General features: G+C 73.0%; 26 protein-coding genes. 12 read left to right on the plus strand and 14 right to left on the minus strand.

The features are described 5' to 3' along the window. Window positions 1–33 precede the first annotated feature (33 nt). The 5 genes from ACZ462_RS21700 to ACZ462_RS21720 all read right to left on the minus strand — a co-directional run bounded on the left by ACZ462_RS21700 (window position 34) and on the right by ACZ462_RS21720 (window position 4,232). Window positions 34–840, minus strand: coding sequence for an alpha/beta fold hydrolase (locus ACZ462_RS21700; protein ID WP_467803040.1), 807 nt, complete (start codon window positions 838–840; stop codon window positions 34–36). Window positions 841–1,107: 267 nt separating this feature from the next. Further along, window positions 1,108–2,424: a tachylectin-related carbohydrate-binding protein gene (locus ACZ462_RS21705; RefSeq protein ID WP_467803041.1), complete on the minus strand. Its 1,317-nt coding sequence runs from the start codon at window positions 2,422–2,424 to the stop codon at window positions 1,108–1,110. Between the two features lie 86 nt (window positions 2,425–2,510). Further along, window positions 2,511–3,716, minus strand: a complete 1,206-nt coding sequence (locus tag ACZ462_RS21710) for an aggregation-promoting factor C-terminal-like domain-containing protein (RefSeq protein ID WP_467803043.1) — start codon at window positions 3,714–3,716, stop codon at window positions 2,511–2,513. A 40-nt stretch (window positions 3,717–3,756) separates the two neighbouring features. Then, the gene (locus ACZ462_RS21715; RefSeq protein ID WP_467803045.1) at window positions 3,757–4,038 is read right to left on the minus strand and encodes a hypothetical protein; all 282 of its coding nucleotides are present in this window, start codon (window positions 4,036–4,038) and stop codon (window positions 3,757–3,759) included. Window positions 4,039–4,043: 5 nt separating this feature from the next. Further along, on the minus strand, window positions 4,044–4,232 hold the full coding sequence (locus tag ACZ462_RS21720; protein ID WP_467803047.1) for a hypothetical protein: 189 nt from the start codon (window positions 4,230–4,232) through the stop codon (window positions 4,044–4,046). Window positions 4,233–4,512: 280 nt separating this feature from the next. Between ACZ462_RS21720 and ACZ462_RS21725 the strand changes: the two genes are divergently transcribed. Continuing rightward, entirely contained in the window at window positions 4,513–5,499 is a 987-nt protein-coding gene (locus ACZ462_RS21725) for a LuxR C-terminal-related transcriptional regulator (protein ID WP_467803048.1), read from the plus strand. 246 nt (window positions 5,500–5,745) lie between these two features. On the opposite strand, the gene ACZ462_RS21730 is transcribed toward ACZ462_RS21725, so the two are convergent. Together ACZ462_RS21730 and ACZ462_RS21735 are read right to left on the minus strand one after the other, a co-directional pair. Next, a complete protein-coding gene (locus ACZ462_RS21730; protein WP_467803049.1) occupies window positions 5,746–6,360 on the minus strand; it encodes an HAD family hydrolase in 615 nt (204 codons plus the stop codon). A gap of 25 nt (window positions 6,361–6,385) precedes the next feature. Then, window positions 6,386–7,612: an MFS transporter gene (locus ACZ462_RS21735; RefSeq protein WP_467803051.1), complete on the minus strand. Its 1,227-nt coding sequence runs from the start codon at window positions 7,610–7,612 to the stop codon at window positions 6,386–6,388. 171 nt (window positions 7,613–7,783) lie between these two features. Here ACZ462_RS21735 and ACZ462_RS21740 point away from each other — a divergent pair, with 171 nt between their 5' ends. Continuing rightward, entirely contained in the window at window positions 7,784–8,551 is a 768-nt protein-coding gene (locus ACZ462_RS21740; protein ID WP_467803053.1) for a DeoR/GlpR family DNA-binding transcription regulator, read from the plus strand. A gap of 23 nt (window positions 8,552–8,574) precedes the next feature. Here the strand turns inward: ACZ462_RS21740 and ACZ462_RS21745 are convergent, their stop codons facing one another. Further along, a complete protein-coding gene (locus ACZ462_RS21745; RefSeq protein ID WP_467803054.1) occupies window positions 8,575–8,979 on the minus strand; it encodes a cupin domain-containing protein in 405 nt (134 codons plus the stop codon). Between the two features lie 52 nt (window positions 8,980–9,031). Between ACZ462_RS21745 and ACZ462_RS21750 the strand changes: the two genes are divergently transcribed. The 4 genes from ACZ462_RS21750 (at window position 9,032) to ACZ462_RS21765 (ending at window position 12,710) form a co-directional block, all read left to right on the plus strand. Next, the gene (locus tag ACZ462_RS21750) at window positions 9,032–10,108 is read left to right on the plus strand and encodes a helix-turn-helix domain-containing protein (RefSeq protein ID WP_467803055.1); all 1,077 of its coding nucleotides are present in this window, start codon (window positions 9,032–9,034) and stop codon (window positions 10,106–10,108) included. A gap of 44 nt (window positions 10,109–10,152) precedes the next feature. Then, window positions 10,153–11,193: a VWA domain-containing protein gene (locus ACZ462_RS21755; RefSeq protein ID WP_467803057.1), complete on the plus strand. Its 1,041-nt coding sequence runs from the start codon at window positions 10,153–10,155 to the stop codon at window positions 11,191–11,193. Between the two features lie 201 nt (window positions 11,194–11,394). Further along, window positions 11,395–12,372, plus strand: a complete 978-nt coding sequence (locus tag ACZ462_RS21760; protein WP_467803058.1) for an RNA polymerase sigma factor — start codon at window positions 11,395–11,397, stop codon at window positions 12,370–12,372. Continuing rightward, window positions 12,372–12,710 (plus strand): hypothetical protein, encoded by a 339-nt coding sequence (locus tag ACZ462_RS21765; protein ID WP_467803059.1) that lies wholly within the window; start codon window positions 12,372–12,374, stop codon window positions 12,708–12,710. The genes ACZ462_RS21760 and ACZ462_RS21765 overlap by 1 nt, the downstream gene beginning before the upstream one ends. Window positions 12,711–12,970: 260 nt before the next feature. Here the strand turns inward: ACZ462_RS21765 and ACZ462_RS21770 are convergent, their stop codons facing one another. The 4 genes from ACZ462_RS21770 to ACZ462_RS21785 form a co-directional block, all read right to left on the minus strand. Next, complete coding sequence (locus ACZ462_RS21770; protein WP_467803261.1) at window positions 12,971–13,261, minus strand: zeta toxin family protein; 291 nt, start codon at window positions 13,259–13,261, stop codon at window positions 12,971–12,973. 5 nt (window positions 13,262–13,266) lie between these two features. Next, window positions 13,267–13,431 (minus strand): hypothetical protein, encoded by a 165-nt coding sequence (locus tag ACZ462_RS21775; protein WP_467803060.1) that lies wholly within the window; start codon window positions 13,429–13,431, stop codon window positions 13,267–13,269. Then, window positions 13,428–13,739 (minus strand): hypothetical protein, encoded by a 312-nt coding sequence (locus ACZ462_RS21780; protein WP_467803061.1) that lies wholly within the window; start codon window positions 13,737–13,739, stop codon window positions 13,428–13,430. Before ACZ462_RS21780 ends, ACZ462_RS21775 begins: the two co-directional genes overlap by 4 nt. A 363-nt stretch (window positions 13,740–14,102) precedes the next feature. After that, window positions 14,103–15,011: an arylamine N-acetyltransferase family protein gene (locus ACZ462_RS21785; protein ID WP_467803063.1), complete on the minus strand. Its 909-nt coding sequence runs from the start codon at window positions 15,009–15,011 to the stop codon at window positions 14,103–14,105. 291 nt (window positions 15,012–15,302) lie between these two features. Here ACZ462_RS21785 and ACZ462_RS21790 point away from each other — a divergent pair, with 291 nt between their 5' ends. The 3 genes from ACZ462_RS21790 to ACZ462_RS21800 all read left to right on the plus strand — a co-directional run bounded on the left by ACZ462_RS21790 (window position 15,303) and on the right by ACZ462_RS21800 (window position 21,300). Next, entirely contained in the window at window positions 15,303–16,277 is a 975-nt protein-coding gene (locus ACZ462_RS21790) for a hypothetical protein (protein WP_467803064.1), read from the plus strand. A 76-nt stretch (window positions 16,278–16,353) separates the two neighbouring features. Next, the gene (locus ACZ462_RS21795) at window positions 16,354–18,222 is read left to right on the plus strand and encodes an HSP90 family protein (protein ID WP_467803066.1); all 1,869 of its coding nucleotides are present in this window, start codon (window positions 16,354–16,356) and stop codon (window positions 18,220–18,222) included. Further along, window positions 18,223–21,300: a hypothetical protein gene (locus ACZ462_RS21800; RefSeq protein ID WP_467803068.1), complete on the plus strand. Its 3,078-nt coding sequence runs from the start codon at window positions 18,223–18,225 to the stop codon at window positions 21,298–21,300. 33 nt (window positions 21,301–21,333) lie between these two features. On the opposite strand, the gene ACZ462_RS21805 is transcribed toward ACZ462_RS21800, so the two are convergent. Continuing rightward, a complete protein-coding gene (locus tag ACZ462_RS21805) occupies window positions 21,334–21,918 on the minus strand; it encodes a hypothetical protein (RefSeq protein ID WP_467803069.1) in 585 nt (194 codons plus the stop codon). Between the two features lie 330 nt (window positions 21,919–22,248). Here ACZ462_RS21805 and ACZ462_RS21810 point away from each other — a divergent pair, with 330 nt between their 5' ends. Then, window positions 22,249–23,118 (plus strand): hypothetical protein, encoded by an 870-nt coding sequence (locus tag ACZ462_RS21810; RefSeq protein WP_467803071.1) that lies wholly within the window; start codon window positions 22,249–22,251, stop codon window positions 23,116–23,118. Window positions 23,119–23,295: 177 nt separating this feature from the next. Then, on the plus strand, window positions 23,296–23,913 hold the full coding sequence (locus ACZ462_RS21815) for an HAD family hydrolase (protein WP_467803072.1): 618 nt from the start codon (window positions 23,296–23,298) through the stop codon (window positions 23,911–23,913). A gap of 382 nt (window positions 23,914–24,295) precedes the next feature. Here the strand turns inward: ACZ462_RS21815 and ACZ462_RS21820 are convergent, their stop codons facing one another. Beyond that, a complete protein-coding gene (locus ACZ462_RS21820) occupies window positions 24,296–24,976 on the minus strand; it encodes a DUF4097 family beta strand repeat-containing protein (protein ID WP_467803073.1) in 681 nt (226 codons plus the stop codon). Between the two features lie 241 nt (window positions 24,977–25,217). On the opposite strand from ACZ462_RS21820, the gene ACZ462_RS21825 reads away from it, so the two are divergent. Continuing rightward, complete coding sequence (locus ACZ462_RS21825) at window positions 25,218–25,973, plus strand: GbsR/MarR family transcriptional regulator (protein ID WP_467803262.1); 756 nt, start codon at window positions 25,218–25,220, stop codon at window positions 25,971–25,973. The last annotated feature ends 421 nt before the right edge of the window (window positions 25,974–26,394 follow it).

The following is a 26,394-nucleotide window of genomic DNA, read 5'->3' on the forward strand; positions in this document are numbered from 1 at the left end:
CGGCCGGCGTCCGGGCGGCGGGGTCGCCTCGGCTCAGGCGGCTTCCGCGCTGTGCTGGGTGGTGGTGAGGGTGCGGATGGTGTGGGCGATCGTGGGGGCGTCCCGGCGGAGGATCTTCGAGTGGTTGCTGGGGACCTTTGCGCTGATGCGGATGTTCGGATTGCGGAGGGTGGCCGGGGTCAGGCCGGCTCGGATCTTCTCCATCAGTTGCGCTTCGCCGCCCAGGTTGCCGCCCGTCGCGAGGACGTAGCGGACGGGGAGGGTCAGGCGGTCGAGGACCGGGTTGAGGACCGCAGGCGCGCAGAGTTCGTTCACCTCGATGTTGATCTCGGCGTGCTGGGCGGCGCTCATCCGGGCCGCCATGCCGAGGCGGCGGGCGATCGGGAACAGCGGGCTCAGCCGGCGGAACAGCTTGCGGATCTCCACCCGGGCGGCGTCGTCCAGCCATTCGTGCGGCAGCGCTCCGTCCACGCACACCGCGCCCTCGGCGCGGCCCGGGTTGCGGGCGGCCCAGTTGACGGCGAGGGCGGCGCCGTAGGACCAGCCCACCAGGATCGGCCGCTCCACGCAGCGCGCCGCGAGGACGGCGTCGATGTCGCGGAGGCACGCCTCGAAGGAGTAGTCCGCGGAGCGCTGCGACCTGCCGCGGGCGCGGGCGTCGAACGTGATGTGCCGGAAGTCGGGGCCGAGGTCGGCGATGACGCGGCGCCAGTGCGACTGGTCGGCGTAGCAGCCGTTGAGGTAGACCACGGGGCGGCCGGGGCCGCCCGTGTCGGTCACGGCCAGTGCGGTGTCGTCGACGGTGACCGTGCCGGTCCAGGGTGAGGGGGTCTTCGTCATGGTGTCGCTTCTCCGATGCGTCGCGCTTTTGTTTCCTACACCGGAAAAGCTACGTTGCGTTTTATAAAGCCACAACGGAACTGATGCCCTGCGAAGGAATAAGCGCAGGTCAGCGCCGTCAAATCGTTGCGCTGAGCATGGAGGGTAATGCAATGAGCCATGGCCTGTCGTTGCAATGAGATGGGAGTGAATGCGCTTCTCGGCAGAAGGGCCCGCGGGGTGCAGCCTGTGTGCTGCTGTCCCGCGGGCCCCTCGTGTGTGCCGGTGTCAGCCGTTGATCACCTTGTCGTAGCGGAGGGCCACGTAGCCCGAGGCCGCGTGGCCGGCGATGCGGCCGTCCGAGCCGCCGTTGAGGTAGTCCTGTCCGCGCATCATGTCGTCGTTCGGGTTCGACTGGTGGATGAACGAGAACTTGCCGGCCGCCTTGTCGACCCACTTCTCGAAGAGCACCACATGCCCCGACGACGTGTTCAGCGCGTCCCCCGGCTGAAGGTCGGACTTGGAGATGGTGGCGCTGACGCCCGGGAGGCTGGCGGTGGTGTAGCTGCTGTCGGCGTGCCAGGCCATCGAGATGAAGCCCGAGCAGTCGGTGCGGTACGAGTGGCCGCCGTCCGGGTCGGAGGCGTACGCGCTCTGGCTGTACGGGATGTCGCGGTTCAGCCAGTTCACGGCGCGGCTCATGATCTCGGTGCGGGTGATCTGGCCGCCGCGCGTGGACGGGGTCGGGGTGGGCGGCGCCGGCGGCTGGTAGGTGCAGTCGTTGGCGTACGCGGAGAGCAGGGTCTGGGTCCAGCCGCTCGCGTCGACCGGGTCGTCGGAGTGGTAGGCGATGTCGCCGCCCTTGCCGTCGGTGGGGTCGGCGTCGTGGTACCAGTACATGCCGCTGTTCGTGCGGCCGTAGTAGAGGCCGCCGCCGGGCGAGACGAGGCTGTCGACCGCCGACCAGCCGCTGCTCTTGAGTTCCGAGCGCTCCCAGTCGCCGACGCCGTTGATCTGGTACGAGAGCAGTTTGCCGTCGGCGGTGGTGGCGATGAGGACGTCGTCGCCGGCCGCGGCGAGGGTCTTGAGGACGAAGCCCTCGTCGATCACGACGTGCTTGGCGATGTGGGCCGGGCCGGCGGGCTTGGCCTGGGAGACGTTGTAGCGGTGGAGCTGGCCCCCGACCGTGCCGTAGAGGTGGCCGGCGCCGTCGTAGACCATCTTGTCGAAGGTCCAGCCGCTGTCCCAGATCCTGGTCACGCCGGCCAGGGCCAGGGCGTTGTCGTTGGTCTGGATGTCGACGCGGTACAGCTCGCCCGCCGTGGACGTCACGAGGACGGTGTTGAAGTTGAGGGTGGCCATCGCCTTCGGCGTGAAGCCGAGGTTCGCGCCGATCAGCGTCTTGACGCGGTCGCCGGTGTTCGGGGCTATCGCCGTGTACGTGAGGCGCCCGTCCGGCAGGGTGCCGTAGATCGAGACGTTGCCGCCGCAGACGGCGGCCGCCTGGGCCGGCGTCGCCGTGGTGAGGGTGACCAGGCCGAGGGAGGTCGCGGCCGCGGCGAGGGTCGCGGTGAGGCGGAGCGTGCGGGACGACGAGCGACGCATGGGTTCTTCTCCGGTGGTTTCGGGCAGCCCTGAGCCGGGCGGGGCGGAAGAGGGTGAGGCAGGGGAGGTGCGGTCGCGGCCGCGCCTCAGTACCAGTTGTTCTTCAGGAAGTGGTTCCAGGCACCGCACGGTGTGCCGTACCGGCCGTCGATGTACGACAGGCCCCACTTGATCTGCGTGATCGGGTTGGTGCGCCAGTCGTCGCCAAAGGCGTCCATCTTGGAGCCGGGCAGGGCCTGGGGGATGCCGTACGCGCTGGAGTTCGGGTTGTCGGCCCAGTACCGCCAGCCGCTCTCCTTGTCCCAGAGCTGCTCCAGGCAGGTCCACTGGGTGGAGTTGTTCCAGACGCCGCCGTCGTGGCGGTTCATCAGGTCGCGGCCTGCCGCCTTCACGGCGGGGATGTCACGGCCGTCGAGCGGGTCCGCGGTGGTGGTGCAGGTGAACGTGCCCGGCTGGGCGGAGAGCAGCTGCTGGGTCCAGCCGCCGGTGTTGACGGGCGTGTCGTTGTGGTAGGCGATGTCGCTGCCGCTGCCGTCGGCCGGATTGGCGTCCTTGTACCAGTACATGGCGCCGGTGGTGGCGATCCGGCCGTAGTAGAGGCCTCCGCCGGGCGAGACGAGCTGGTCGAACGCGGACCAGCCCGAGGCCTTCAGGTCGTCGCGGCTCCACCCGCCCGCACTGTCGATCTCGTACGAGTACAGGGCGCCGGCCGCGGTGGTCGCCAGCAGGCGGTCGTCGCCCGCGGCGGTGAGGGTCTTCAGGACGAAGCCGCTGCCGATCTCCTTGCGCTGGCCGATGTGCGCCGAACCGGTCGGCTTCGGCTGCGACACCAGGTACTGCAGGAGGAGGCCGCCCGCGGTGCCGTACAGGTGGCCGTGCCCGTCGTAGGTGAGCTTGTCGTGTGTCCAGCCGCTGTCGAAGAGCTTGACGGGCGGGCGCTCCAGGACGAGCGACGTGTTGTTGGTGAGGACGTCCAGACGGTAGAGGGCGCCGGCGGTCGAGGTGACCAGGACGGTGTTGAAGTTGAGGGTGGCCATCGCCCGCGGCTCGAAGCCGAGGTCGGCACCGACGAGGACCTTCTTCAGCTCGCCCGTGGCGGGCGTGATCGTGCTGAAGGTGAGGCGGCCGTCGGGGAGGACGCCGTAGATCGAGGCGGTGCCGCTGCATGTGGTCGCGGCTGCGGCGGCGGGGGCGGCGGCGACGGTCGCGGCCGTGAGGAGCCCGGCCCCGAGCACACCGGACAGGGCGGCGACGGCGGTCTTGCGGGCGGCCTGGAGGAGGGTGTTCGTCACTGCGTTGGTCCTTGGTCCTTGGTCCTTGGGCCTGGGCCGGTCAGTGGCCCGGGGGCGGGGTGGCGTAGCCCTGGGCGCGCAGCGGGGCACGGGCGCCGGAGAGGAGGGCGCGGGCTTGGTCGAGGGCGGCGGCCTCGGAGGCTGCGCGGAGGAAGAGGTAGAGGTCCACGCCGGCGTGGGAGGGCCTGGCCCGGACGTGTTCTAGTCCGTGTGCTGCTCGGGCGTGCGCCCAGATGAGGTCGGAGAGGACGGCGAGGGCACCGTCGGCGTCGGGGCCGGGGAGGGGGCGTGGCCCGTCGAGGGTGGCCCGGATGACGCGCACGCCGGTCAGTCCCAGTTGATGCTGCCGGTCGCGTACTTGGGGGCGGTGTCCCAGTTGATGCTGCCCGGGCCGGTGCCGGCGGCGGCCGTCGGCGTGGAGGCGGCGCTCGCGGTGGTCGCGGCGCCGAGGCCGGATCCGGCGCAGAGCAGGGCGCAGAGGGCGGCGGCAGCGGCGGTGCGGGCGGTGCGGGACATGGATCCCCCCAGGATCGAAAGTCGGGAAGCGGTGGTGTGGTGCGGTGTGCTGAGCGCGCTGTCCGGGCCGGCCGGGTGCCTCCGGCGCCCGGGGCCGGGGCCTGTGCCCCGCCGTTCCGGTGATCACCATGCTGCTGCCGCCGGTGCCCGCGGGAAAGGGGTTGCGGCTGTCACCAACGGGCCTGGCACCTTGGTGTCAGGTCTCGTTTACGATCATGGGAACGGGCGTCCGCGGCGGGCCGCGGGGGCGAGGGGCCGTACGACAGCTGGGGGCTGGGGCATGCTGCAGGCGCTGGGGCTCGGGGCGGACGTGGAAGCCGTGTACCGGGGGATGCTCGCCGATCCGTCCGGGGGTGTCGCCGAGTTGGGGGCCCGTCTCGGCCTCACCGAGGAGCAGGTCCGCGCGGGCCTCGACCGGCTCGTCGACCTCGACCTGCTGAGGCCGTCGCGGGACTCTCCCGGCGCGCTGCGCGCGGTCCGGCCCGAGCTGGGCCTGGAACTGCTGCTGCGCCGCCAGGAGGAGGAGCTCGTACGGCGGCAGCAGGAGCTGGCGCGCAGCAAGGCGGCCGCGGCGCAGGTGGTATCCGAGTTCGCGGAACTCCGGCCGAACACCGAGGTCGACGGCGCCGAACGGCTCGTCGGGATGGACGCGATCCAGAGCCGGCTGGAGGAACTCGCCCACGGGCTCGTCGGGGAGTGCCTGGCGATCCTGCCGGGCGGCGCCCTGTCCGAGGCGAGCCTGGAGGCGTCCCGGCCGCTGGACCGGCGGGCGCTGGCCCGCGGCATCGATATGCGGTCGGTGTACCAGGACAGCGCCCGCAACGACCCGGCGACGCTGGCGTACGCGCGCTGGCTGACCGAGCAGGGCGCCCAGGTGCGCACCAGCCCGCTGCTGCCGCCGCGCCTGCTGGTGTTCGACCGCATGGTCGCGGTCGTGCCGATCGACCCGGCCAACTCCCGCCTGGGCGCGCTGTGTACGCGTGCGCCCGGCATCGTCGCCTCGCTGATCACCCTGTTCGAGCAGACCTGGAACGCGGCGGTGCCCCTGGGGGCGGACCGCCCGCGCCCCAGCGACACGCGGCCCACGGCGGCCGAGCTGGAACTGCTGCGGCTGCTGGCGTCGGGGATGACCGACGAAGCGGCCGGCAAGCGGCTGGGTGTGTCGCTGCGGACGGTCCGGCGGCAGATGGCCGCGCTGATGGAGCGCCTGCACGCCACGAGCCGCTTCGAGGCGGGCCTGAAGGCGGCGCAGCAGGGCTGGCTCTGACGGGGCGGGGCCCGGTCGGCCTGCTGCCGGGGCCCCGGGTTCGTGTCCGGCGGCCGCGGCGAGGAGGCGTCATCCTTCGTGCGCAGCACGACCGTCTTGGCGGTCGATCCCGCGTCGTCGGCGGGGTCAGGCCAGGTCTCGGTGGAAGCCGAGCCGAGCGGCTTGACGGCCGCGACGTAGCCGTTGCGGCAGGCGGCGGCGTCAGGCTTCGGCGCACAAGGCAGAGCTGCGGCGTCGCGGGGACCGTCACGGCAGGCCCGTCTCCAGGGCGGCCCGGAGGGCGGTCCGCAGCGCTTCCGGGCCGGTGAACAGGTGTCCCTGCATGCCGAGTTCGCGGGCGGTGCGGACGTTGTCCTCCCGGTCGTCGACGAACAGCACCTCCCCCGGGGGCAGTCCCAGCTCCCGCAGGCACCACTCGTACGCCGCGGCTTCGGGCTTGGCGCTGCCGATGCGGCAGGACAGGCCGCGTACGGCGAACCGCTCCAGCCAGGGCTGGGTTGCCTCGTACCGGACGGCGAGCTCCTCGGGGATGTTGGAGAGGAGCCCGAGGACGACCCCCCGGTCGGCCAGCTCGGCGAGCAGGGCGACGGCGCGGTCGTCGACCTCGCTCCAACTGGCCAGATCGGCGGCGATGAGGTCGCGGGTGAGGCGCTCGTCGGGGGTGGTTCCGAGGGCCGCGCATACGCCCTGCCAGTAGGCCGGGCCGTCGACGTCGCCGCGGTCGTAGGGGGCGCGCTGCGCCCAGTACGCCTCCCAGAATCGGTCGGGGTCGCCGCCGGCGACGGCCTGGAGCGCGGCTCTGGACTCGGGCGACTGCAGGCGTGCGATGACGCCGAACATGTCGAAGAGGACGGCTTTCATGCGCGGTTCCCTCGCTTTCCGGGGTTCACGGTGTGGTGGCGGCTTCGGGTCGGCCCGCGCCGCGGGGGTCTGGCAGGCCGTCGGGGTCGGGGGCGTGGCGGCGCAGCCAGAGGCTGAGCACGCCGCAGACGACGGCGAGGGCGAACAGCACCAGCGGCGCCGTCTTCACCTCCATCGTGTCGATGACCCCGCCGAGCAGCGGCGGGAAGGCGACGCCTCCGATCATCGAGGCGGCGATGACGTACGCGCCGGCCGCGGCCACGCCGGGGACGGCCCGGTTCAGCCAGGGCAGGCAGGTGGGGAAGATGGGCGCGATCATCAGGCCGACGCCGACGTACGCGTACGGGGCGAACGCCGGGACGGTGGCCAGGAGCAGGAAGCCGGCCATGCCCGCGCAGCAGACGATCAGGATCGAGGGGGCGGACCAGCGCAGGCTGAGCGGGGCGACGACGAAGCGGCCGACGGTCATGGCCGCCCAGTAGGCGGAGGTGGCGGTGGCGGCGGTCGCGGCTCCGTAGCCGACGGCCTCCAGGTGGGTGGGCTCCCAGCCGCCGACGCCGGTCTCGATGGCGACGTGGAGCACGTAGATGCCGATGAACGCCGCGATGATCGGCATGACGCGGGCGCCGCTCGCGGCAGTGCCCCCGGCGGGGGCGGGTTCGGGTTCGCGGGCGGCGACGCCGCCGAGGGTGAGGAGGATGAGCAGGCTGAGCACGCCGATGCCGAGGAAGATCCCCGGGTAGTTCTCCGCGCCGAGCCGGCCGATCAGGGCGGGGCCGGCGATGGCTCCGATGCCGAAGTGCCCGTTGAGCAGGTTGAGCATGGCGGTGCTGCGGTGGCCGAAGCCGACGGCGAAAAGCTGGTTGAGGCCGTAGTCGATGCCACCGAAGCCGAGGCCGATGACGAAGGTGCCGGCAAGGGCGGGGATCCAGCTCGGCGAGAAGGCGAAGGCGGCGGATCCGGCGGCCATCAGCACGTACGAGCCGCCGAGCAGCACGCGGTTGTTCAGGCGGCCGCGCAGCACGTGGTAGACCAGCACGCCGAGGAGCGCGCCGGCGAAGTGGGCGCTCAGGCTGAGGCCGGCGACGGCCGGGCTGATGCCGTACTCCTCCCGGAGGGCCGGGATCGCGGGGCCGTACAGCGCCTGGAGGGCGCCGATCACGACGAACGCCACACAGGAGGCGACGATCGCGACGGTGGTGAGGAGGGGCCTCGCCGTTTCGGGCGGCTCTCCCCCACGGGTGGCGGACATCAGTCTCCTCATCGGTTGCGTACGAATGAACATCTTGATCGTTCAATACAGCACTAACTTCACACCACCTCTCACAGATTGCGCACTGGGAATGTTCGTTTCAACAGCCTCGATGTTTGAAAGACTCGGGGAAGCGATCGTCGCGGTCGCACCTGGGGTAGAAACGGACACATGAACGTGATGGAGAGGCACAAGCTCGTGGTGGGACTGCTCATGCAGCAGAACCGCGCGACCGTCGCCGAGCTGGCCCAGGCCACGGGGGCGTCCGAGATGACCGTCCGCCGGGACCTGGAGGTACTGGAGTCGCGGGGCGCGCTGCGCCGGGTCCGCGGCGGCGCGGTGAGCGCCCTGCCCGGCGGCGTCGAGCCGCCCTACGCCGTCCGCGCCCTGTCCGGGACGCACGCCAAGGAGCGGCTGGCCCGTGCCGTGGTCGACCTGCTCACCGACGGCGAGACCGTGGCCCTCGACACCGGCACCACCGCCGTGGCCGTCGCCAAGGCCATGGCCGGCCGGCGGTTCACCGTCTCACCCCTCTCGCTGCACGCGGCGTTCGCCCTCTCCGCGCATCCCGGCATCCAGCTCGTCCTGCCCGGCGGCCAGGTGCGCCCCGAGGAGCTGTCCTTCCACGGACAGACCCCCGTGGAGACCTTCCGCGACCTCTGCTTCGACACGTTCGTCCTCGGCTGCTGCGGCATCGACCCCGTCCAGGGCGCCACCGCCTACAACCTCGACGACGTGCAGGTGAAGCGGGCCGCGGTCGCCTCGGCCCAGCGCGTGGTCCTCGTCGCGACCGCCGACAAGCTGGGCCGCGCCGCGCTCGGGCGCATCTGCTCCGTGGAGGAGATCGCCATCGTCGTCACAGACGCCCCCGCCGACTCCCCTGCGGTCGAGGCGCTGCGGGAGCGCGGCGCGGAGGTGGTCCACCCGGCGGACGACTGAACCGCGCCCCACCCGGGCCCGGTTCAGGTTCCGAGTGCGCCGAGTACGTGCCCGGTCGTCACGTCGACGTGGGCCGGTACCTCGTCGTGGCGGTCGCCGGTGGTCGGCGTCCCCGTGGGCTCGAACATGAGGATCGCGGCGCCGGACGGCGCGTACGGCCTGTGCTGCGTGCCCCGGGGCACGGTGAAGACCGAGCCCCGTTCGAGGAGCACCGTGCGCTCCCCGGCGGGCTCGCGCAGGGAGATGTGCAGTTCTCCGTCGAGGACGAGGAAGAACTCGTCGGTGTCGTCGTGTGCGTGCCAGACGTGCTCGCCCTCGACCTTGGCGATGCGCACGTCGTAGTCGTTGACCTGCGTGACGATGCGGGGGCTCCACAGGGCGTCGAAGGAGGCCAGGGCCTTGGCGAGGGAGACGGGTGCGTTGCTCATGGGCCCATCCTCCGCGGTTCCGCGCAGGCGGTGTGAGTGCTAGGAATCGCACATGCCGCATGGATCCTCGCACGCACCGCGCCCGGCGGGCGCACACCGGGTCGTCGTGGTCGTCGACGCGAACTCGAACCCCTTCGAGCTCGGCTGCGCGACCGAGGTGTTCGGGCTGCGCCGGCCGGAGATCGGTCGTGACCTGTACGAGTTCGCGCTGTGCTCCCCCGAGCCCCGCACCCCGATGCGGGACGGGTTCTTCACCCTGACGGGGGTCGCGGGCATGGAAGCGGCCGAGACGGCGGACACCCTGATCGTCCCCAACCGCCCCGACGTGGAGGTCCCGCGGCGCCCCGCCGTGCTGGACGCCGTCCGCCGCGCCCATGCGCGCGGTGCGCGCCTGGTCGGCTTCTGCAGCGGCGCCTTCACCCTGGCCGAGGCCGGGGTGCTCGACGGGCGCCGGGCCACCGCGCACTGGCAGTGGGCGGACTCCTTCCGGGCGCGCTTCCCGTCCGTACGGCTGGAGCCCGACGTGCTGTTCGTGGACGACGGCGACATCCTCACCGCGGCGGGCAGCGCGGCCGCGCTGGACCTCGGGCTGCACATCGTCCGCCGCGACCACGGCGCGGAGGTCGCCAACGCCGTGAGCCGCCGCCTGGTCTTCGCCGCCCATCGCGACGGCGGACAGCGCCAGTTCGTGGAGCGCCCCGTGCCCGACCTGCCCGACGAGTCCCTCGCACCCCTGCTGGCGTGGGCGCAGGAGCGCCTGGACGCGCCGCTGTCGGTGTCCGATCTCGCGGCGCGCGCGGCGGTCAGCCCGGCGACGCTGCACCGCCGCTTCCGGGCCCAGTTGGGAACGACACCGCTCGCATGGCTCACGGCGGAACGGGTCGCCCTGGCCTGCCGGTTGATCGAGCGGGGCGAGGCCCGCCTGGAGGTGGTGGCGCGGCGCAGCGGGCTCGGAACCGCCGCCCGTCTGCGGACGCTGATGCGCCGGGAGACGGGCATCACCCCGTCGGCGTACCGGGCCCGGTTCGGGCGGCGGCAGACGGCGGCTGCGGGGAGCGGTTCGGCCGGTGGCGGGCGGGGTGAGCGCGGGCCGGAACCGACGCCCGGGTCGATTGTCAGTGGGGGGTGACAAAGTAAGGACATCGGTTCGGAAGAAAAAGGCGGGGAGCGGTCGTGTCCGGAAACCAGAACTACATCAACCATGTTGCCCTTGTACTGGACGCCAGTTCGTCGATGTCGCACCTGAACGGCAAGGTCGTGGAAGTCGCCGACCGCCAGATCGAATACCTGGCCCGCCGCTCCAGGGAACTGGACCAGGAAACCCGCGTCACGGTGTACGTCTTCTCCAACACCGTCGAGTGCATCATCTACGACAAGGACGTGCTGCGCATGCCGTCCTTGAAGAAGCTCTACCGGGTCGGCGGAATGACGGCGCTGCTGGCGGCGACGCTGAAGTCGCAGCGGGAGCTGGCGCAGACGGCCCAGCTGTACGGGGACCACAGCTTCCTGACGTTCATCCTGACGGACGGCCAGGAGAACGCGAGCCACCGCTGCGCGGACGCGCCCTCCAAGAGCCCGAAGGCGCTGGTGCAGGCGGTGTCGAAGATGATCGAGACGCAGGACGACAACTGGACGCTCGCCGTCCTCGTGCCCGACCAGATGGGCAAGCGGGAGGCCATGCAGTGCGGCTTCCCGAAGGACAACATCGCCGTCTGGGACGCCACGAGCACCCAGGGCCTGGAGGAGGCCGGCGAGGTCATCCGGGAGGCCACGGAGAAGTTCATGGTGGGCCGCACGAAGGGAATTCGCGGCTCGAAGGCGGTTTTCTCCACGGGCGGCGACGCGGTGAACGAGGCCACCATCAAGGCGGCCGGCCTGACCGCGGTGGATCCTTCGGGGTACGAGCTCATTCCGGTGGCGCGGGAGGCGGGTATCCGCGAATGGGTCGTGGAATGCGGGCGCACCTTCAAGAACGGCTCGGCCTTCTACCAGCTGAGCAAGTCGGAGAAAATCCAGGCGCGCAAGCAGATCGCGGTGCTGGAGAAGAAGACGGACAAGGTGTACTCGGGCCCGGAGGCCCGCGCCCTGCTGGGCCTGCCGGACGCGGAGGTCCGCGTCAAGCCCGACCACAACGACGACTTCACCATCTTCGTGCAGAGCACGAGCGTCAACCGCAAGCTGGTCCCCCAGACCCGCCTCCTGCTGATGGTGTGAGGTTCCCCCTCCGCTGGCGAGCCGGTGCCCCTTCGGGGTACCGGCTCGCCCGGCTGCCCCTCGGCCATGGCGGCTCGGCCCGCGGCGGGGCGCCGTTCCAAGATTTTTCGAAGTTCTTCTCTCCGGCCCCGTCCGAATCGGGTTCCCTGTGCCTCACCCACGGCGACCGACCCACCCGGGGCGGTCGTGAGGAGAACCGAGATGATGGACCTGTCCTTCGCGGCCACACCGTGCCTGGGCTGCACCGCTCCCGTCGACCTGCTGGACCTGGCCGAACCGCCGGACCGGGCCGGGGACGTGACCGCGGAGTACCTCGACCCGTCGCGCTGGTGCGACCGCTGCCTGCACCACTTCGACGACTGGGACCGCTTCTTCCGGCTGTACCAGCCGCGGGTGCGCGCCTTCTGCCTGGACAGGCTGAGGGGTCTCCTGCCCGACAACGAGGACCACTGGGAGGTCGCCGAGGACATCGCTCAGGAGGTGATGGTCGAGGCGTACCGGCACTTCGGGCAGTGGGAGCGGCCGGAGCGGGCGATCTGGACCACCGCCCGCAACAAGATCCACAAGAAGTGTGCGGCCTACCGCATCGTGACCAAGGACGGCTACGCGCTCACGGTCAGGCACGCCTCCGCCGCGCTCGTGGAGGACCCGTGCCTCGGCGCGACCGCGGATCCGGCGCAGGCGGTCGTCGACAAGGTCGTCCTCTACTCCGCGCTCTCCCGCCTGCCTGTCGGCCAGCAGGAGGCGGTCGTCGTCCACAAGGCCTTCCAGGTGCCGGCGGCTGCGGCCGGCACCGTGCTGGAGCGGCCGGGGTCGACGGTCAAGACACAGGCGGAACGTGCCCTCGCCCTCCTGCGGGAGGCCGCGGCGAAGGGTGCGCTCATCGCGCTGCCGGGCGTCGGCCTGTTCGGGCTGTACAAGGTCCTCCAGGAGGTGCCTCTGAAAGCCGTCGCCGAGGGCGCCGTCGACCTCCTGGCCGAGCCCGACCCCTACACGGTGCTCGTCGCTCTCGCCGCGAAGCAGGCCGGCCCCTACCTCAGCGAGTGCTACGGCGCCCTCCGCGAGCGGCTCGGCGGCGGGGAGCGCTCCACCTGGCGCGACCGTTCGTCCGCCAAGGACCCGGGCGCCGCGGGCGCCGACCGGGGCGGTCGGGCACGACGCGGAAGGCGGGGAAAGTGATGGCGGTGTACGACGTGCTCACCGGCTGGACGGCGGAAGCGCTCGGCGGCTTCACGGTCGCGCTGGTGTGCTTCCTCCTGCACCGGGCCCGCGGGCGCCGGGCCGCCGCCCGGCCCACGGCGCAGCCGGTTCCCGGCGCGGGGGTGCTGCGGACCTACACCCTGATCGGCGCCCGCGCCGCCGACGGGCAGCCCGTCCACCTCCCCAGCAGCCGGCCCGCGGGGGCCGTCCTCGTGTGGCCGGGCCCGTCCGGCGCGGCCGAGCAGTTCGAGCTCACGGACGCGGTCCTGCCGGACGGCACGTACGCGGCGGAGCGGCGGTGCCTGTACGGGCGCTGACAGCGGGCGGGCGGCCGGTCGCGGGGTCAGAGGAGGTCCGTCGCGTCCGTCGGGCGGGTGGGTGCCCACGAGGGTGAGGCCCGCGATGGTCCGGCGGGCCAGGTCAAGGGCCTGGCCCGCCAGCGTCGCCCAGCTTCTCCAGGTGCTCGGGCCGACACAACACCGACGTGACGACGCCGCCGCCCGACTCCGCGCCGGCCGCCCGCATGCGCTGCGGGATGTCGATTTCTTCGCCAGGCTGAGCAGCGCAGGAGTCCGCGTCAACAGCGCATTGCGCCCGACGGGACGCCGGCCTGCCGGTAGGCCCGCATCCTGTCCTCCACGGCTTGGGCGTTTTTCTGCGAGGTCTCCTGGATGATCGCGTGGAGCCCGTGGGCGCGGACGTATGCCTCGGCCTGCGCCATCCATGCCCGGCCGTCGGCCCGGGTGCAGGCGGCCATGAGGGTGTCGTCCCGTGCCATCAGCGCATCGTGGGCCGGGTGGTAGGGCTTGTAGAGGTCGCTGTCGATGTCCGCGAACCCGCCGTGCTGGGCGAGGGCGGCCGCGACCATCTCGGTCACCGGCTCTTGCCGGCGCCGGGCTGGCCGACGAGGAAGACCACGGTAGGGGTCTGCTGAGGCGCACGTCCGGCGAGGAGGTCGGGGACGATCCGCTCGCGGAAGTTCCGCTGGTTCTCCGCTTCCGGTAACCGGTGCCGAGCGACTTCGGCCGGGTCGATCATGCGGCGCCGTCCCGGACCTCGCGGGCGAGCTGCGCGTAGCGCTGCCGGGCCTCGGCGATCTGCTTCCGGTCGCTGGAGCGCAGCGCCTCGCGCTCGTGGGCGAGCCGGGTCTGGGCCGCGCGGGCCTCCTGGATGACCGCCGGGTCCGGGTGGGGCTTGGCCTCCTCGGCGGCGATGCGGGCGCTGTAGGCGCCGACCGCGCCGTTCACCGCCTCGATCGCCGCCTCGTAGGCGGCCGTCTCCTCGTTCGACCAGTCGTGCGGCTCCAGCGCGTGCGTGATGGAGATGCCGTTGCCGGGTGTGCTCATGGTGACCTCTCGTCAGAAGGTGGGGAGGGGCGGGCGGGGAAGGCCGGCGAGGTTCCAGTTCACCCACTGGCCGTTCTCGACCGAGCCGACCATCACGGTCGCGGGGCGGCCGGTCTCCCGCTGGGTCTCGGCGACCCAGGCCCGCGTCTGCGCGACGAGTCGCGGGTCGGTGGACTCGAACGGCGCCGCGGCCAGGTCGTCCTCGCGGTTCCAGGCGGCCAGCAGGCCGTCGAAGGACTCGGCAGGGGCCGCCCAGAAGAAGGCGTGCAGCGTGTCTGAGTCGGGGTGGTTCAGCCCTCGCGGCCGGTGCTGGGTCGTATCCGACCCCGAAGACCAGAACGTGTTCGGCCGCGGGGGCGGAGTTCACGCGGATGACGGAGTGTTGGCGGCCGTCCTGCGGGCGAGCCGCGCCGCGGTGTCCTCGTCGAGGACGATGCCGAACTCCTCCCCCAGCACCCGTCCGAGGTCGCGCGGGTGCACCGTGCGGCTGGTGCGGCTGCCGTCGGGGAGGACGGTCGTCCACTCGTCCCCGTCGAGGATCCGGTGGCTGCGGCCGTCGAACCGCTGGGCGTAGGCGCGGCGGGTGAAGGGCGACCGGGGGTGCGTGCCGACGTAGTGGCTGCCGCCGACGTAGTCGACGGGGTGCTGCGGGGTGAGGGTGAAGGTGTGCCGGTCGACCCAGCCGTGCGGCCCGCGGTGGTGCAGCCACCAGTGGTCGATGCCGTACTCCCCCGGCCTCCGCTCCAACCGGAACGGCCATCCTCCGGCCTCGGACCGGGCGTCGTCGACCAGTTCGAGCGGCTCCAGGGGGCCGGCCCCGTACCCGATGTCGCACAGCCAGCGGCGGTCGTCGCCGGGGACTTCGGCGAGGAGCAGGGCGTGCGTGGCGGGCGTGACCTTCTCCGAGCCGAGAGTCACGCGGCCGTGCAGCGCGGTGAACCGGAACCCGAGCCTCTCCAGCGCGGCGGCGAAGAGCACGGCGTGCTCGTAGCAGTACCCGCCCCGGCGGCGCCGCAGCATCTTGTCCTGCACGTGGGGCACGTCGAGCGGTATGGGCATGCCGAGCACGGCATCGAAGTTCTCGAACGGCAACGCGGTCACATGCCCGCGCACCAGCTCGCGCAGCGCGCCCTCGGTAGCCGCCCGCTCCCCCCGGAACCCGATACGCCCGAGGTACCCCTCGAGGTCGAGCAGCTCCCCCTGCCACCCGCCAGCGCCCACCGCCACCACACCACCCGTCCGCTCGCACTCACCGAGGACCGCCGTACGCACTGCGCACCGCCACCTCCGACGCTACCCCGGCCCCCCTGTACCCCACATCACGCCACAGACCGACGCCACCCCCTCCCCTGGACCGATGCCGCAAGTCGTAGGCGCCCCGGCCGGACGGCCTCGGCCGGGAGCGGGTTCGAGGCGGTGTGTTGGGGTTGTCGGCCAATGTGGGGGGCGGGGCGGGAAAGCGTTTGTGTGGTTGTCCGTGGGGCGTGATACTCACTGGGTTTGCGGGGCGGTCTGGCATCGGCCCTGGTCATGGACGTGAAGAAGGACGAGCAAGGGGTGGGTATGGCGTTGCTCCGGGGGGCGGGGCTGTCGCTGAGGCGGTGGGTCGGCAGGGCCGGTGTGCGGTTGGAGAAGGACTGCGGCGATCCCGCGGTGACGCAGGTGCGGGAGGCCGCGGAGGCGGGCGACTGGGCGGGCGTACGGGACGGGCTCGCCGCTCGGCCCGAGAGGGCCCGGGCGGGGATGCTGTGGACGGTCTCCGAGGTCGCCGGGGTGGAGGAGTGGATCCACCGGGCGATCGCGGCCGAGCCCGACTCGGCGCTGCCGCTGCTGGTCGCCGGGACGCGTTACGTGGGCTGGGGCTGGGAGGCCCGGACCGGTGCGCGGGCCAAGGACGTGTCGCGGGCGCAGTTCGAGGTGTTCCACGAGCGGCTGCGCCGTGCCGAAACGTTTCTCTACGGGGCCGCCGAGCGCGAGCCCGACTGGGTCTCGCCCTGGCAGGTGCTGCTGACCAGCGGCCGAGGCCTGGAATTCGGGCCGGTCGTCGCGCAGCGGCGGTTCGAGGCGGCGGTGCGGCGGGACCCGTTCCATCTGCGGGCCCACCAGCAGCACTTGCAGCAGGTGTGCCGGAAGTGGGGCGGCTCGCACGAGGAGATGCACGCCTTCGCCCGCGCGTCGATGCTCAAGGCGCCCGGGGGCAGCCTGCTCGGGCAGCTCGTCGCCGTCGCGCACATCGAGCACTGGCTGGACCTCCACGGCGAGGCGCGCGCGCGGTACATGCGGGGTTCCGATGTCGTCGGTTCGCTGCGGGAGGCCGCCGACCGGTCCCTCCTGCACCCCGACTTCGAGCAGGGCGACGGCCGCGTGCAGGTGTGCAACACCTTCGCCATGGCGTTCGCGCTCGCCGGGGACAAGGAGTACGCCCGCCGCTGCTTCGACGCGACCGGCGGCGTCGTCTCCGAGTTCCCCTGGTACTACATCAACGGTGGCGACCCCGTGGCGGCCTACCGCAACTACCGGTCCTCCGTGGGCGCCTGACCCCGGGCCGACCCAGACCTCCTGCCCCGTCCTGCCGCCGCCCCGCGCGGCGCGCCGAACGAAAGATCCCGTACAGGTGTCGCACTCCGCATCCGCCCACACCTTCCAGGTCGACCTGCGCGGCCTGGTCGACCTGCTGTCCCACCACCTCTATTCCAGCCCCCGCGTCTACCTGCGGGAACTCCTGCAGAACTCCGTGGACGCCATCACCGCCCGCCGGGCCGCCGACCCCGGCGCGCCCGCCGCGATCACCGTGCGGACGGGCGGCACGCTCACCATTACCGACACCGGCATCGGCCTGACCGAGGCCGACGTGCACCGCTTCCTCGCGACCATCGGCCGCAGCTCCAAGCGGACCGCGGACGGCGGCCTGGACGGGGCCGGGCTGGCCGCCGAGCGCGGGGACTTCATCGGCCAGTTCGGCATCGGCCTGCTCGCCTGCTTCGTCGTCGCCGACGAGATCACCGTGGTCAGCCGGCACGCCGCCGACCCGGCCGCGCCCGCCGTCGAGTGGCGCGGCCACTCCGACGGCCGCTACACCATCCGCACCCTCCCGGCCGGCTCGGTGCCGGAGCCCGGCACCACCGTCCGGCTCACCCCCCGCGCCGACAACGCCGAGTGGACGGCGCACGGCCGGGTCGTCGAGCTGGCCCGCCACTACGGGCGCCTGCTGCCGCACGAGGTGACCGTCGTCGACGAGGACGGCGCGCGCACCCGCATCGACGAGGCCCCGCCGTGGCAGCGGCAGCACGGCTCGCCGCTCGCCCGCCGCGAGGCGCTGACCGCGTACTGCCGCTCCGTCTTCGACTTCACGCCCCTCGACACCATCGAGCTCGACCTGCCGGCCGCCGGCCTGCGCGGCGTCGCGTACGTCCTGCCCACCGCGCTGAGCCCGGCCCAGCGCGCCGGTCACCGCGTCCACCTCAAGGGGATGCTGCTCAGCGACCAGGCGTCCGAGCTCCTGCCCGACTGGGCGTTCTTCGTGCGCTGCGTCATCGACACGACGAGCCTGCGGCCGACGGCCTCCCGGGAGGCCCTGTACGAGGACGGCACCCTGGCCGCCGTACGGGACGCACTGGGCGTCCGCATCCGCGACTGGCTGACCGGCCTCGCCGCGAGCGATCCGGCGCTGCTGCACCGGTTCGTCGACGTCCACCACCTCGCGGTCAAGGCGCTCGCCCGCTACGACGACGAGCTGCTGCGCATCGTCCTCCCGTGGCTGCCGTTCGAGACGACCGACGGGAACGTCACCCTGGAGGAGTTCGCGCGGACGCACCCCACCGTCCTCGTGACCCGCAGCGTCGAGGAGTTCCGCCAGGTCGCCCCGATCGCCTCCGCCGCCGGCCTCGGCGTCGTCAACGGCGGGTACACGTACGACCGCGACCTGGTGCACCGGCTGCCCGAGATCCGGCCCGGGACCGCCGTCACCGACCTGGACCCGGCGACCGTCACCGCGCACCTCGACGCGGTGGACCCGTCCGCGGAGATCCGGGCCGCCGCGTTCCTCGCCGTCGCGCGCGAGACGGTCGCCGCGCACGACTGCGACGTCGTCCTGCGCGACTTCCAGCCGGTCACCGCACCGGTGCTGCTGCTGGACAACCGGGAGGCCCGCCACGAGCGGACCCGCTCCGGCCTGGCCGCCGACAGCGACGGCCTGTGGGCCGACATCCTCGGCTCGCTGCGCAGCGAGACCCCGCGCGCGCAGCTCGTCCTCAACCACCTCAACCCGCTGGTCCGCCAGGCCGTGACGATCACCGAGCGCGGGCTCGCCGTCGCCGCAGCCGAGTCCCTGCTGGGGCAGGCGCTGCTGCTGAGCCGACGGCCCCTGAAGGCGAACGAGAGCGCCCTGCTGAACCGGGCGTTCATCAGCCTCCTCACCCACGCCATGCACCCCGGCGGCGCACAGTCCGCTCCCGGTTCCCACGAGCCCCGGAAGGAGCAGTAGATGCCGGACACCCCCGAGGCCGTGTTCGAAGCGCTGCGCGAGAACAACGAGCGCCCGTACGGCCTGCAGCGCACCGTCACCGCGGAGGAGCTGGTCGAGGCCGCCGAGCCGTTCGACAAGCCGGACATCCTGGTCACGGCGTTGATGGAGCTGATGGCGGCTTACGAGAACACCGGCGAGCACCGCAAGTCGCCGGTGGTGTTCGCGCGGCTGCTGAAGCTGTGGGAGGACGCGCCCGGCGCGTTCAGCGAATGGGAGGCGCACCAGGTCCTGTGGCGCTTCAAGTGGGTCGCGACGTCGCTGCTCCAGGTGCCCGAGGTGCCGCTGGCCACGATCGAGGGCTGGATCGGGCGGATGCGGGAGCGGTACGAGGCGGACGGCCACGGCGTGCAGCCGGTGGCCGCGATGCGGTACCACGTCGCGGCGCACTCCGGCGCGGGGGCGGACGCGGCCTACGACCTGTGGGCGACCCGGCCCCGGACCCGGCTCAGCGACTGCGAGGCGTGCGAGACACGCCACCACGCGCTGCACCGGGTCCGCGCCGGCGACGACGCGGCGGCGCTGGAGATGTGGCGGCCGGTCCTGGAGGGCGACTCCTCCTGCTCCGACGAACCGCAGATGAGCCAGGCGCAGGCGCTGCTGCCGCTGGTGCGGTCGGGCCGCCCGGACGAGGCGCGCTCGCACCACCTGAGCGGCTACCGGCGGGTGCGCGGCCTGACGGGCATGCAGGAGGAGGTCGGGCTGCACCTGGAGTTCTGCGCGCTCACCCGCAACGAGGGCCGCGGCCTGGAGATCCTCGCCGAGAACCGGCCGCTCTTCGAGGCGGTCGGCGCGCCGCTGTCCCGCCTCGGGTTCCTGACCGGCGTGGAGGTGCTGCTCGCCCGGCTCGTCGGAGACGGGCACGCGGACACGCCGGTGGCCGGGCCGCCCGGGCGGGGCTGGACGGCGGGGGAGCTGCTGGAGACCGTGCGGGCGGAGGCGGAGTCCCTGGCCGCCGCGTTCGACGCGCGCAACGGCACGACGGGCGTCGGCGACCGGCGGCGCGCGCGGCTGGCGTGCGCGCCGCTGACCGGGGAACCGCTGCCGCTGGGGCTGCGTACGGCCGCCGCGGCCGCCGTGACCGCCGTGACCGGGACCGGCGGGGGCGGTGGCAGCGCCTCTGCGGCTCCGGCTGCGCCCGCGATACCCGAGGACTTCGTCGAACTGGTGCGGGAGGCGCGGCGGATGGCCGCGCTGGGGCACCCCGGCGACACGCCGCTGTGGCAGCGGATCACCGCCGTGGTCGGCGAGGACGGGTACGCGCACGACGACCGGCTCGGCCCGGAGGGGCGCCTGCGCGCCGAGGTCGTCGAGCAGCGCGCGTACGAGCTGTTCGGGGACGACCGGGAGGCCGAGGGCACGGCCGCGATGACGGAGGCCGCCGGACTGTTCGGCGCGGCCGGGCTGCCGTGGGACGCGCTCGTCTGCCGGGCGCGGGCCCTCGCCTGGGCGTCCGTACCCAAGACCAGGGGCGGTTCCGATGCCGGCTCCGGCTCCGGGTCCGGGTCCGATGACGGGGCTGCGGACCGGGCCGTGATCCGTGCCGGCCTCGACGCGGTCCTGCGCGAGGCGGAGGAGCTGGCCGCGTCGGCCGGCTCCCCGGGCCCCGCCGCACGCCCCGACGGACCGGCGGCCGCGGCCGACGCGGCCGACGCGGCCGACGCGGCCGACGCGGCCGAGCAGTACCTGACCGTCGTGTACTTCCGCGCGTACGCCGCCTACCACGAGGCCGTGGCCGAGCTGCCGGAGGTCTCCGCGGCCGCCCTCGAACGGTTCGAGGAGACCGTCGCGTTCCTGCGCTCCGAGGCCGAGCGGCTGTCCGTACCGCACCGCAAGGCGGGCGCGCTGGAGTTCACGGCGGACCTGGCGCTGCGCCGCGGCGAGCCGGAGCGGGCGGAGGCGTGCCTGCGGGCAGCACTGGAGGAGGTCGAGGCGTCCGGCCGCCCCTGGACGGGCATCCGCACCCGGTCGATCCTCGCCCAGACGCTGTTCGCGCAGGGCAAGTACGGGGAAGCCCTGGACCCGCTGCACCAGGTGATCGCGCTCGCCGTACGGCACGGTGCCTCCGACTTCCCGCTGGCTTCCGTGCACGCCATGCTCGGACACGCGGCCTCACACGTCGGCGACGCCGCCACCGCGGTGCGGCACCTGTCGGAGGCCGCCGCCCGGCACGACCGGAGCGGCGCGCACGACGCGGCGGCCGACATACGGCTCCAGCTCGCTGACGTCCTCGCGCGCGCGGGCCGGCCGGAGGAGGCCGTCGCCGTTCTGGAGTCCGTCGACACGGCCGAGCCGGGCGTCCTCGACGACCGGCTGCACGCGCAGGTGCGGCTCACCCTCGGGCGCGGCCTGCGGGGGCTGGAGGAGCACCGGGCTGCGGCGGAGGTGTTCCTGCGGCTGGCGGACACCGTCGCGGGCTGGGAGGACGATCCGGCGGTGCTGACGCTGGTGGCGTCCGAGGCCGCGGTCTCGCTGGCGGCGGCCGACCGCTGGGACGCCGCCCGCGCGGCGTACGCCCGCGCCGTCGACGCGCACGCGAAGGCGGCCAATCCGCCGGTGATCATCCGGATGATGTGCGAGTTCGCCCGGCTGACCCCGCTCGGCGAGCGCACCGACGCGGAGGACGCCGAGGGGCCGGCGGGGCTGACGGCGGCGCTCGCCCACCTGGCGGAGGCCGACGCCGTGTGCGCGGCGGTGCCGCAGGACACGGACGGCTTCTCCCACGCGTACGAGACCGGTGCCATCCACTACCAGCGGGCCCGCGTCCTCGCCGCGGCCGAGCGCTTCGCCGACGCCCTCGCGGAGGCGGAGGAGTCCGCCGCCGCACACGAACGGGACGGCGAGGACGGCGAGGTGCCCCGCGCCGAATCCGTCCGGCTGGCGGCGGTGATCGAGTACAACGGCCTGGGACGGGCCTCGGAGGCGATGGCCCGCCTCTCGGCCGCCGCCAGGCGCTGCCGCCGGCACGGCCTGGAGGAGCCCGCACAGATCCTGGACGCCCTGCGCTCGGAGTTCCGCGCCCGGCAGTCCGACCGGTGAGCGGCGGCGCGGTCCGGCCGCCTGGCTGCTGCGTCAGGGGTCGTCGCGCTCCCAGAGGGTGAAGGCGTCTTCCCAGGACGCCGTCAGTCCGGTCGGGGTGTCGTGCGACCAGTCCGGCCCCGGGTCGGCGAGGACGGCGCGGATACGGCGCGCGGCCGCGCTGCCCGGGCCCTGGACGGCGACGACCGTCGCGAGGAGTTCCGCGCCGAGGCCTTGGCCGAGGGCGGGCTCCGTGACGGTGCGCCAGAGGCTGTACGTACGGCGGGCCGCGGCCTCGGTGTCGGGGTGCGCGGGGCCCTGCATGCGGGCGCGCAGGCGGAGCGCGTGCAGGTACCAGCGGACCGCCGCTCCGGTGTCGCCGGCCAGGCTGGCGAGGTAGCCGCGGACCTCGCGGATGTCCGCGAGGGCGGAGGTGGGGGCTCCGCCGACGGCTTCGTACGCGGCGTCGAGCTGCTCGGCGTGCAGCACCGCCTGGTCCAGGCTGCCTTCGGCGGCGAGGGCGGCGATGACGGCGATCCGGGCGGGAACGTCCGGGCGGGCGGGGGGCGGCTCCGGCGAGCCCCTCCAGAAGTCCGCGGTCACCACGCCCCACGGCAGGTACACCGCGTCCTCGCCCACCACTCCACCTCCCTGCGGATGCCGGTCTATCGGGTCAGCCGGGGGCCACGGTTTCCGCCGGCTCGCGTACGGACCACGGACCGGGCCCGGTCAGCGGGGATGTGCTGTTGCCGGAGGCAACCGGACCACTGCGACCGGTGGTTGCATCCACCGCGATCTCCCCACAGGTCGTGACACTATTCCCATTGCGGTCGCAGAGCGGTGAGCGGTCCGTCGCGTAGGGTCACGATAGCCGCTCACGGTACGACGCGGCGCGGGAATACCGTGCATACGAAATTCACACGAAGTGACGTCCTTCGTCGGGGCGTGCGGCTCGGGGGATTCATACGAATGGGCGAGTTGGCGTCGGCGGAGATCCCGGGATCGGCGCGCCTCGTGCTGCCCGTGATGGCCGCCGCCGGCGGAAGCGGCCGGTCCACCGTCGCCTGCCTGCTCGCCGACGCGCTGGCGCGGCTCGGCGACACGGTCGTCGCCGACCTGTCGGCGCGGCTCAGCTCCCCCTGGCCCGCCTGGACGGCGGGCACCCAGGGCGGCGGCGGACTCGGGGCGCTCCCCCCGGACCGGCCGCTGAGCCGGGCCGCGATCCGCGAGGCGGCCACGGTCCGGCAAGGGGCTGCGGGCCGCTGGTCGGTGCTGACCGACTCCCGCGAAGGGAACGCCGCCCCGCTCGGCCTCCCCGCCGACCCCGCCGCCTGGTACCAACTGGCCGCCGCCGGCGGCTGGCAGGTCCTCGTCGCCGACACCGCCCACCCCCTCGCGCACGACATCGCCGCGGCCGACTGGGCGGGCAGTCCCGGCCTGACCAGGGGCTGGTACGACCTCCCGTACGCCGTGCCCGTCCTGTGCGCGCAGCCCACCGCGGGCGGCGTACACCTGCTGCAACAGGCCGTGCAGGTCCTTCGCCGCAGCGGGGTGCCCCTGGACCGTACGGTCGTCGCGTTCTCCGCCGCCTCGGACGGGGACCTCCCGGCGGTGGCCAGGGCGGCCGCGACGATGCTGGCTCCGCATACCGCCGCCGTGGTGCACGTTCCGCACGACGCGGACATCCGGGCGCACGGTCTCGCGGCCGAGCCGTCCCGCATCCGCGACCGTACGGCGGGGGCGGCGCGCGCCCTCGCCTCGGCGGTGCTCGCCACAGCCCGCGAAGCCTTCGGGGATCCGCTTCCGGCAGCGCCCGAGCCGACGCCGATGCGCCTGTGACCTCACCTGCCGTATGACCATCCGATGAACGCCGTCGGCGTGGTGCTGCGGTCGGAGGCGTGCGGGGCCTGCGACAGAGCTGTCACAAGGTGGCATGACCGCTTGATCCAGAGCCTGGGGGCAAGGTGACAGTAGTCCCCGACATCGCGCGCGAACAGCGCGGGAAGGGGAGTTCATGTGACCGGGACCTGCGTCATCCTCGACATCGGCGGCGTACTCGAGTTCACCCCGGAGACGGGGTGGGTGCAGAGGTGGGAGGAGAGGCTGCGGCTGCCGCCCGGCACGGTGGACGAGCGGATGGGCGACGTCTGGCGTGCCGGCAGCGTCGGGGAGATCGGCGAACGGGACGTGCACGAGCAGGCGGCCACGCGCCTCGGCCTCGACGCGACGGGCGTCGAGGCCTTCATGGGCGACCTCTGGGCCGAGTACCTGGGCACACCCAACGCGGAGCTCATCGCCTACGTCGGCGGACTGCGCGGAAGATGCCGCCTGGGCATCCTGAGCAACAGCTTCGTCGGCGCGCGGGAGCGGGAGACGGCCCGGTACGGCTTCGACGAACTGGTGGAGCGGATCGTCTACTCGCACGAGATCGGCATCGGCAAGCCGGACGGACGCGCCTTCGACACCGTATGCGCCCGGTTGGACGTGCGTCCGGAGGACTGCCTCTTCGTCGACGACGTGGCGGTGAACGTGGAGGCCGCCCGCGCGGCGGGTATGCAGGCCCATCTCTTCGTGGACAACGCCGCCACGATCGCCCGCATCGCAGCCCATGTGGAGCCCGGGCGGACCGTGTGAGGCGCGGGCCAGGCGCCGGTCTCCTCGCAGATCGGCGACGGCCGGACCGGCTTCGCGGCCACGATGTGCCCGTCGGAGCGCAGGGACCATCAACCCGAGAGCTTCGCCCCTGCGGGTCGAGCAGTTCGACTCCGACTGGCACTCGGTACCAACAGCTCGATGCACGAACGGGCGTTGATCGGCTGCGCTCGTGTGATCGCCTTGGACGGGAGTCACAGGGGCTATTCGGACGGCATGGCACCACGCCTCAGGACGACGTCGGAGCTCCGCAAACCCGTGCTCCCCGCCCATCTCCCCGACCGGTGCTCCTGACCGACCGCGACGCCCTGAAGGGGTACGGGCGCCGCGGCAGGTTCCTCACGGCCGTGTGGTGGGCGCGGTGTCACAGAGCACGGGCGGTGATGTTGCCGTACGCGGTGGTGGCGTGGATGGTGAGGGCCGGGGTGGCGCCGTCGGTGTTGGCGAGGGCGTTGTGGATGCGTCCGTAGGAGGTGCCCGCGTCAAGGGAGGCCGAGGTGCCGCGGGCGGCACCGACGGTGATGTCGCCGTGCTCGGTGCGCAGGGTGAGGGTGCCGTGGTGGGCTTCGGTGACGGTCAGGTCGCCCTTCTGCGTGCGGAGTTCGCCCGGTCCCCCCAGGCGGCCGACGGTGATGTCGCCGGCCTGGAGGGTGAGGCGGGCGCCGGCGGCCTCGTCGAGCTTGACGGTGCCGTGCGCGCTGTCGTAGGCGACCTCGCCCAGCCGCCCGACGCCGCGGAACTCGGCGGAGGCGGTCCTCGCCTCGACGTGGGAGCCGGCCGGGAGCCGGACGGTGACCTCGACGCAGCCGGAGCCGGAGCCGGAGCCGGCCAGGATCCCCTTCTTCTTCGGGGTGGTGATGGTCAGGACGCCGTCGGTGCGGGCGACCTCCGTCTCCTGGGCGGCGGTGACGTCGCGGCTCTTGGAGGCGTCCGCGGGCAGCACCTCGACGGTGGTGTCGGCCCGGTCGGCGGCGATGAAGCGGATGTTGCCCGCCGGGACGTCCAGGACCACGGAGACGGGGGCGGGGGTGGCGAAGGTGTGCATGGCGGGTTCTCCCTGAAGTGATGCGGCGGGCCCTTGCGGCGCGCTGTTTCCGATGCGAGAAAGCTACGTTGCATTCGAGGGCCAGGCAACGGGCTCGTTGCGCTTTGAGTTCATATATGCAGCTCAAAGCCATTTAATCGTTGCATCTGGATGAGAAATAACGCAACGATCGACCGGCTTGCGTTGCAATGAACTGCGCATGAACGCTATACTGGACTTCCGGATCACAAAGGAGGCCGTCATGCCGGGAGGCCGGCTCACCCAGCAGGAACGCCAGCAGATCGCTCTCGGGTTGGCCGACGGCCTCGCCTACGCGGAGATCGCCCGGCGGCTCGGCCGCCCGACCTCGACCGTCACACGCGAGGTCATGCGCAACGGCGGCCCCACCGCCTACCGCGCCGACCTGGCGCACCGCGCCACCGAGCAGCGCGCGCAGCGCCGCCGGCAGGCCGCCCCGCGCAACGCGCCGACGCCCCCGCAGCCCCACGGCCGCGACGCCGAGGCGGTAAGCCGGTACGAGGAGGAGTTCACCACCGTCCTCATGGGCTCGGGCGTCCCGAAGATGATGGCCCGTGTGATGGTGTGCCTCTACACCACGGACGCCGGCAGCCTCACCGCGGCCGAGCTGGTCCAGCGCCTCCATGTCAGCCCGGCGTCCGTCTCCAAGGCGATCGCGTTCCTGGAGGAGCAGGGCCTCGTACGCCGGGAGCGGGACGAACGCCGCCGCGAGCGCTACATCGTCGACGACGACGTCTGGTACCAGTCGATGCTGGCCAGCGCCCGTTCCACCGCCCAACTCGTCGTGGTGGCCCGCCAGGGCGTCGGCATCCTCGGTCCCGACACGCCGGCGGCGGCCCGCCTCGAGAACATCGCGCGCTTCGTAGACTTCGTCACCGAGAGCCTCATCCGTGCCGCGGAACAGGCACGCGACATCCTCTACGCGAAGCCCGCCGGCACCCCCGACCGGGACGACAGCGCGGGGGCGGGCCCGCAGTAGGCGCACCGCAGGAGGGTCGGCGTCCACCCCGGGGGCCGCGGGCGGTGACGGTCACGCCGTCGCCCGCGGACTGGGCGGGCAGCGGTGTGCCCCAAGAGCTGCCCTCGCCGGTCTGCTGCCCCCGCCGGTGATCGTGTTGCGTGGGGTTGCCCGCCCGTTCCCGACCAGAAGGGCCCACCCCCGCGTGACACACGAGCACCGTTCCACTTCCCGTCGGACCGCCCGCGACAGAAGGCATTGCAGGCCAGGATCGCCGTCACCGCCGCGGCCGGAGTCCTGGCAGCCGGATGCGTCGGCGTCATCGGTGTCGCCAGCGTCTCTCCGCACCAGGGCGCTGCCGACCACGCCGTCGCCGTCGTCGCCCCTTCGACTCCGCACGCCGCTGAACAGCAGGAGGCGGCCCCGGCACATGCCCGCCAAA

This window comes from Streptomyces sp. NPDC031121, from assembly GCF_055570615.1.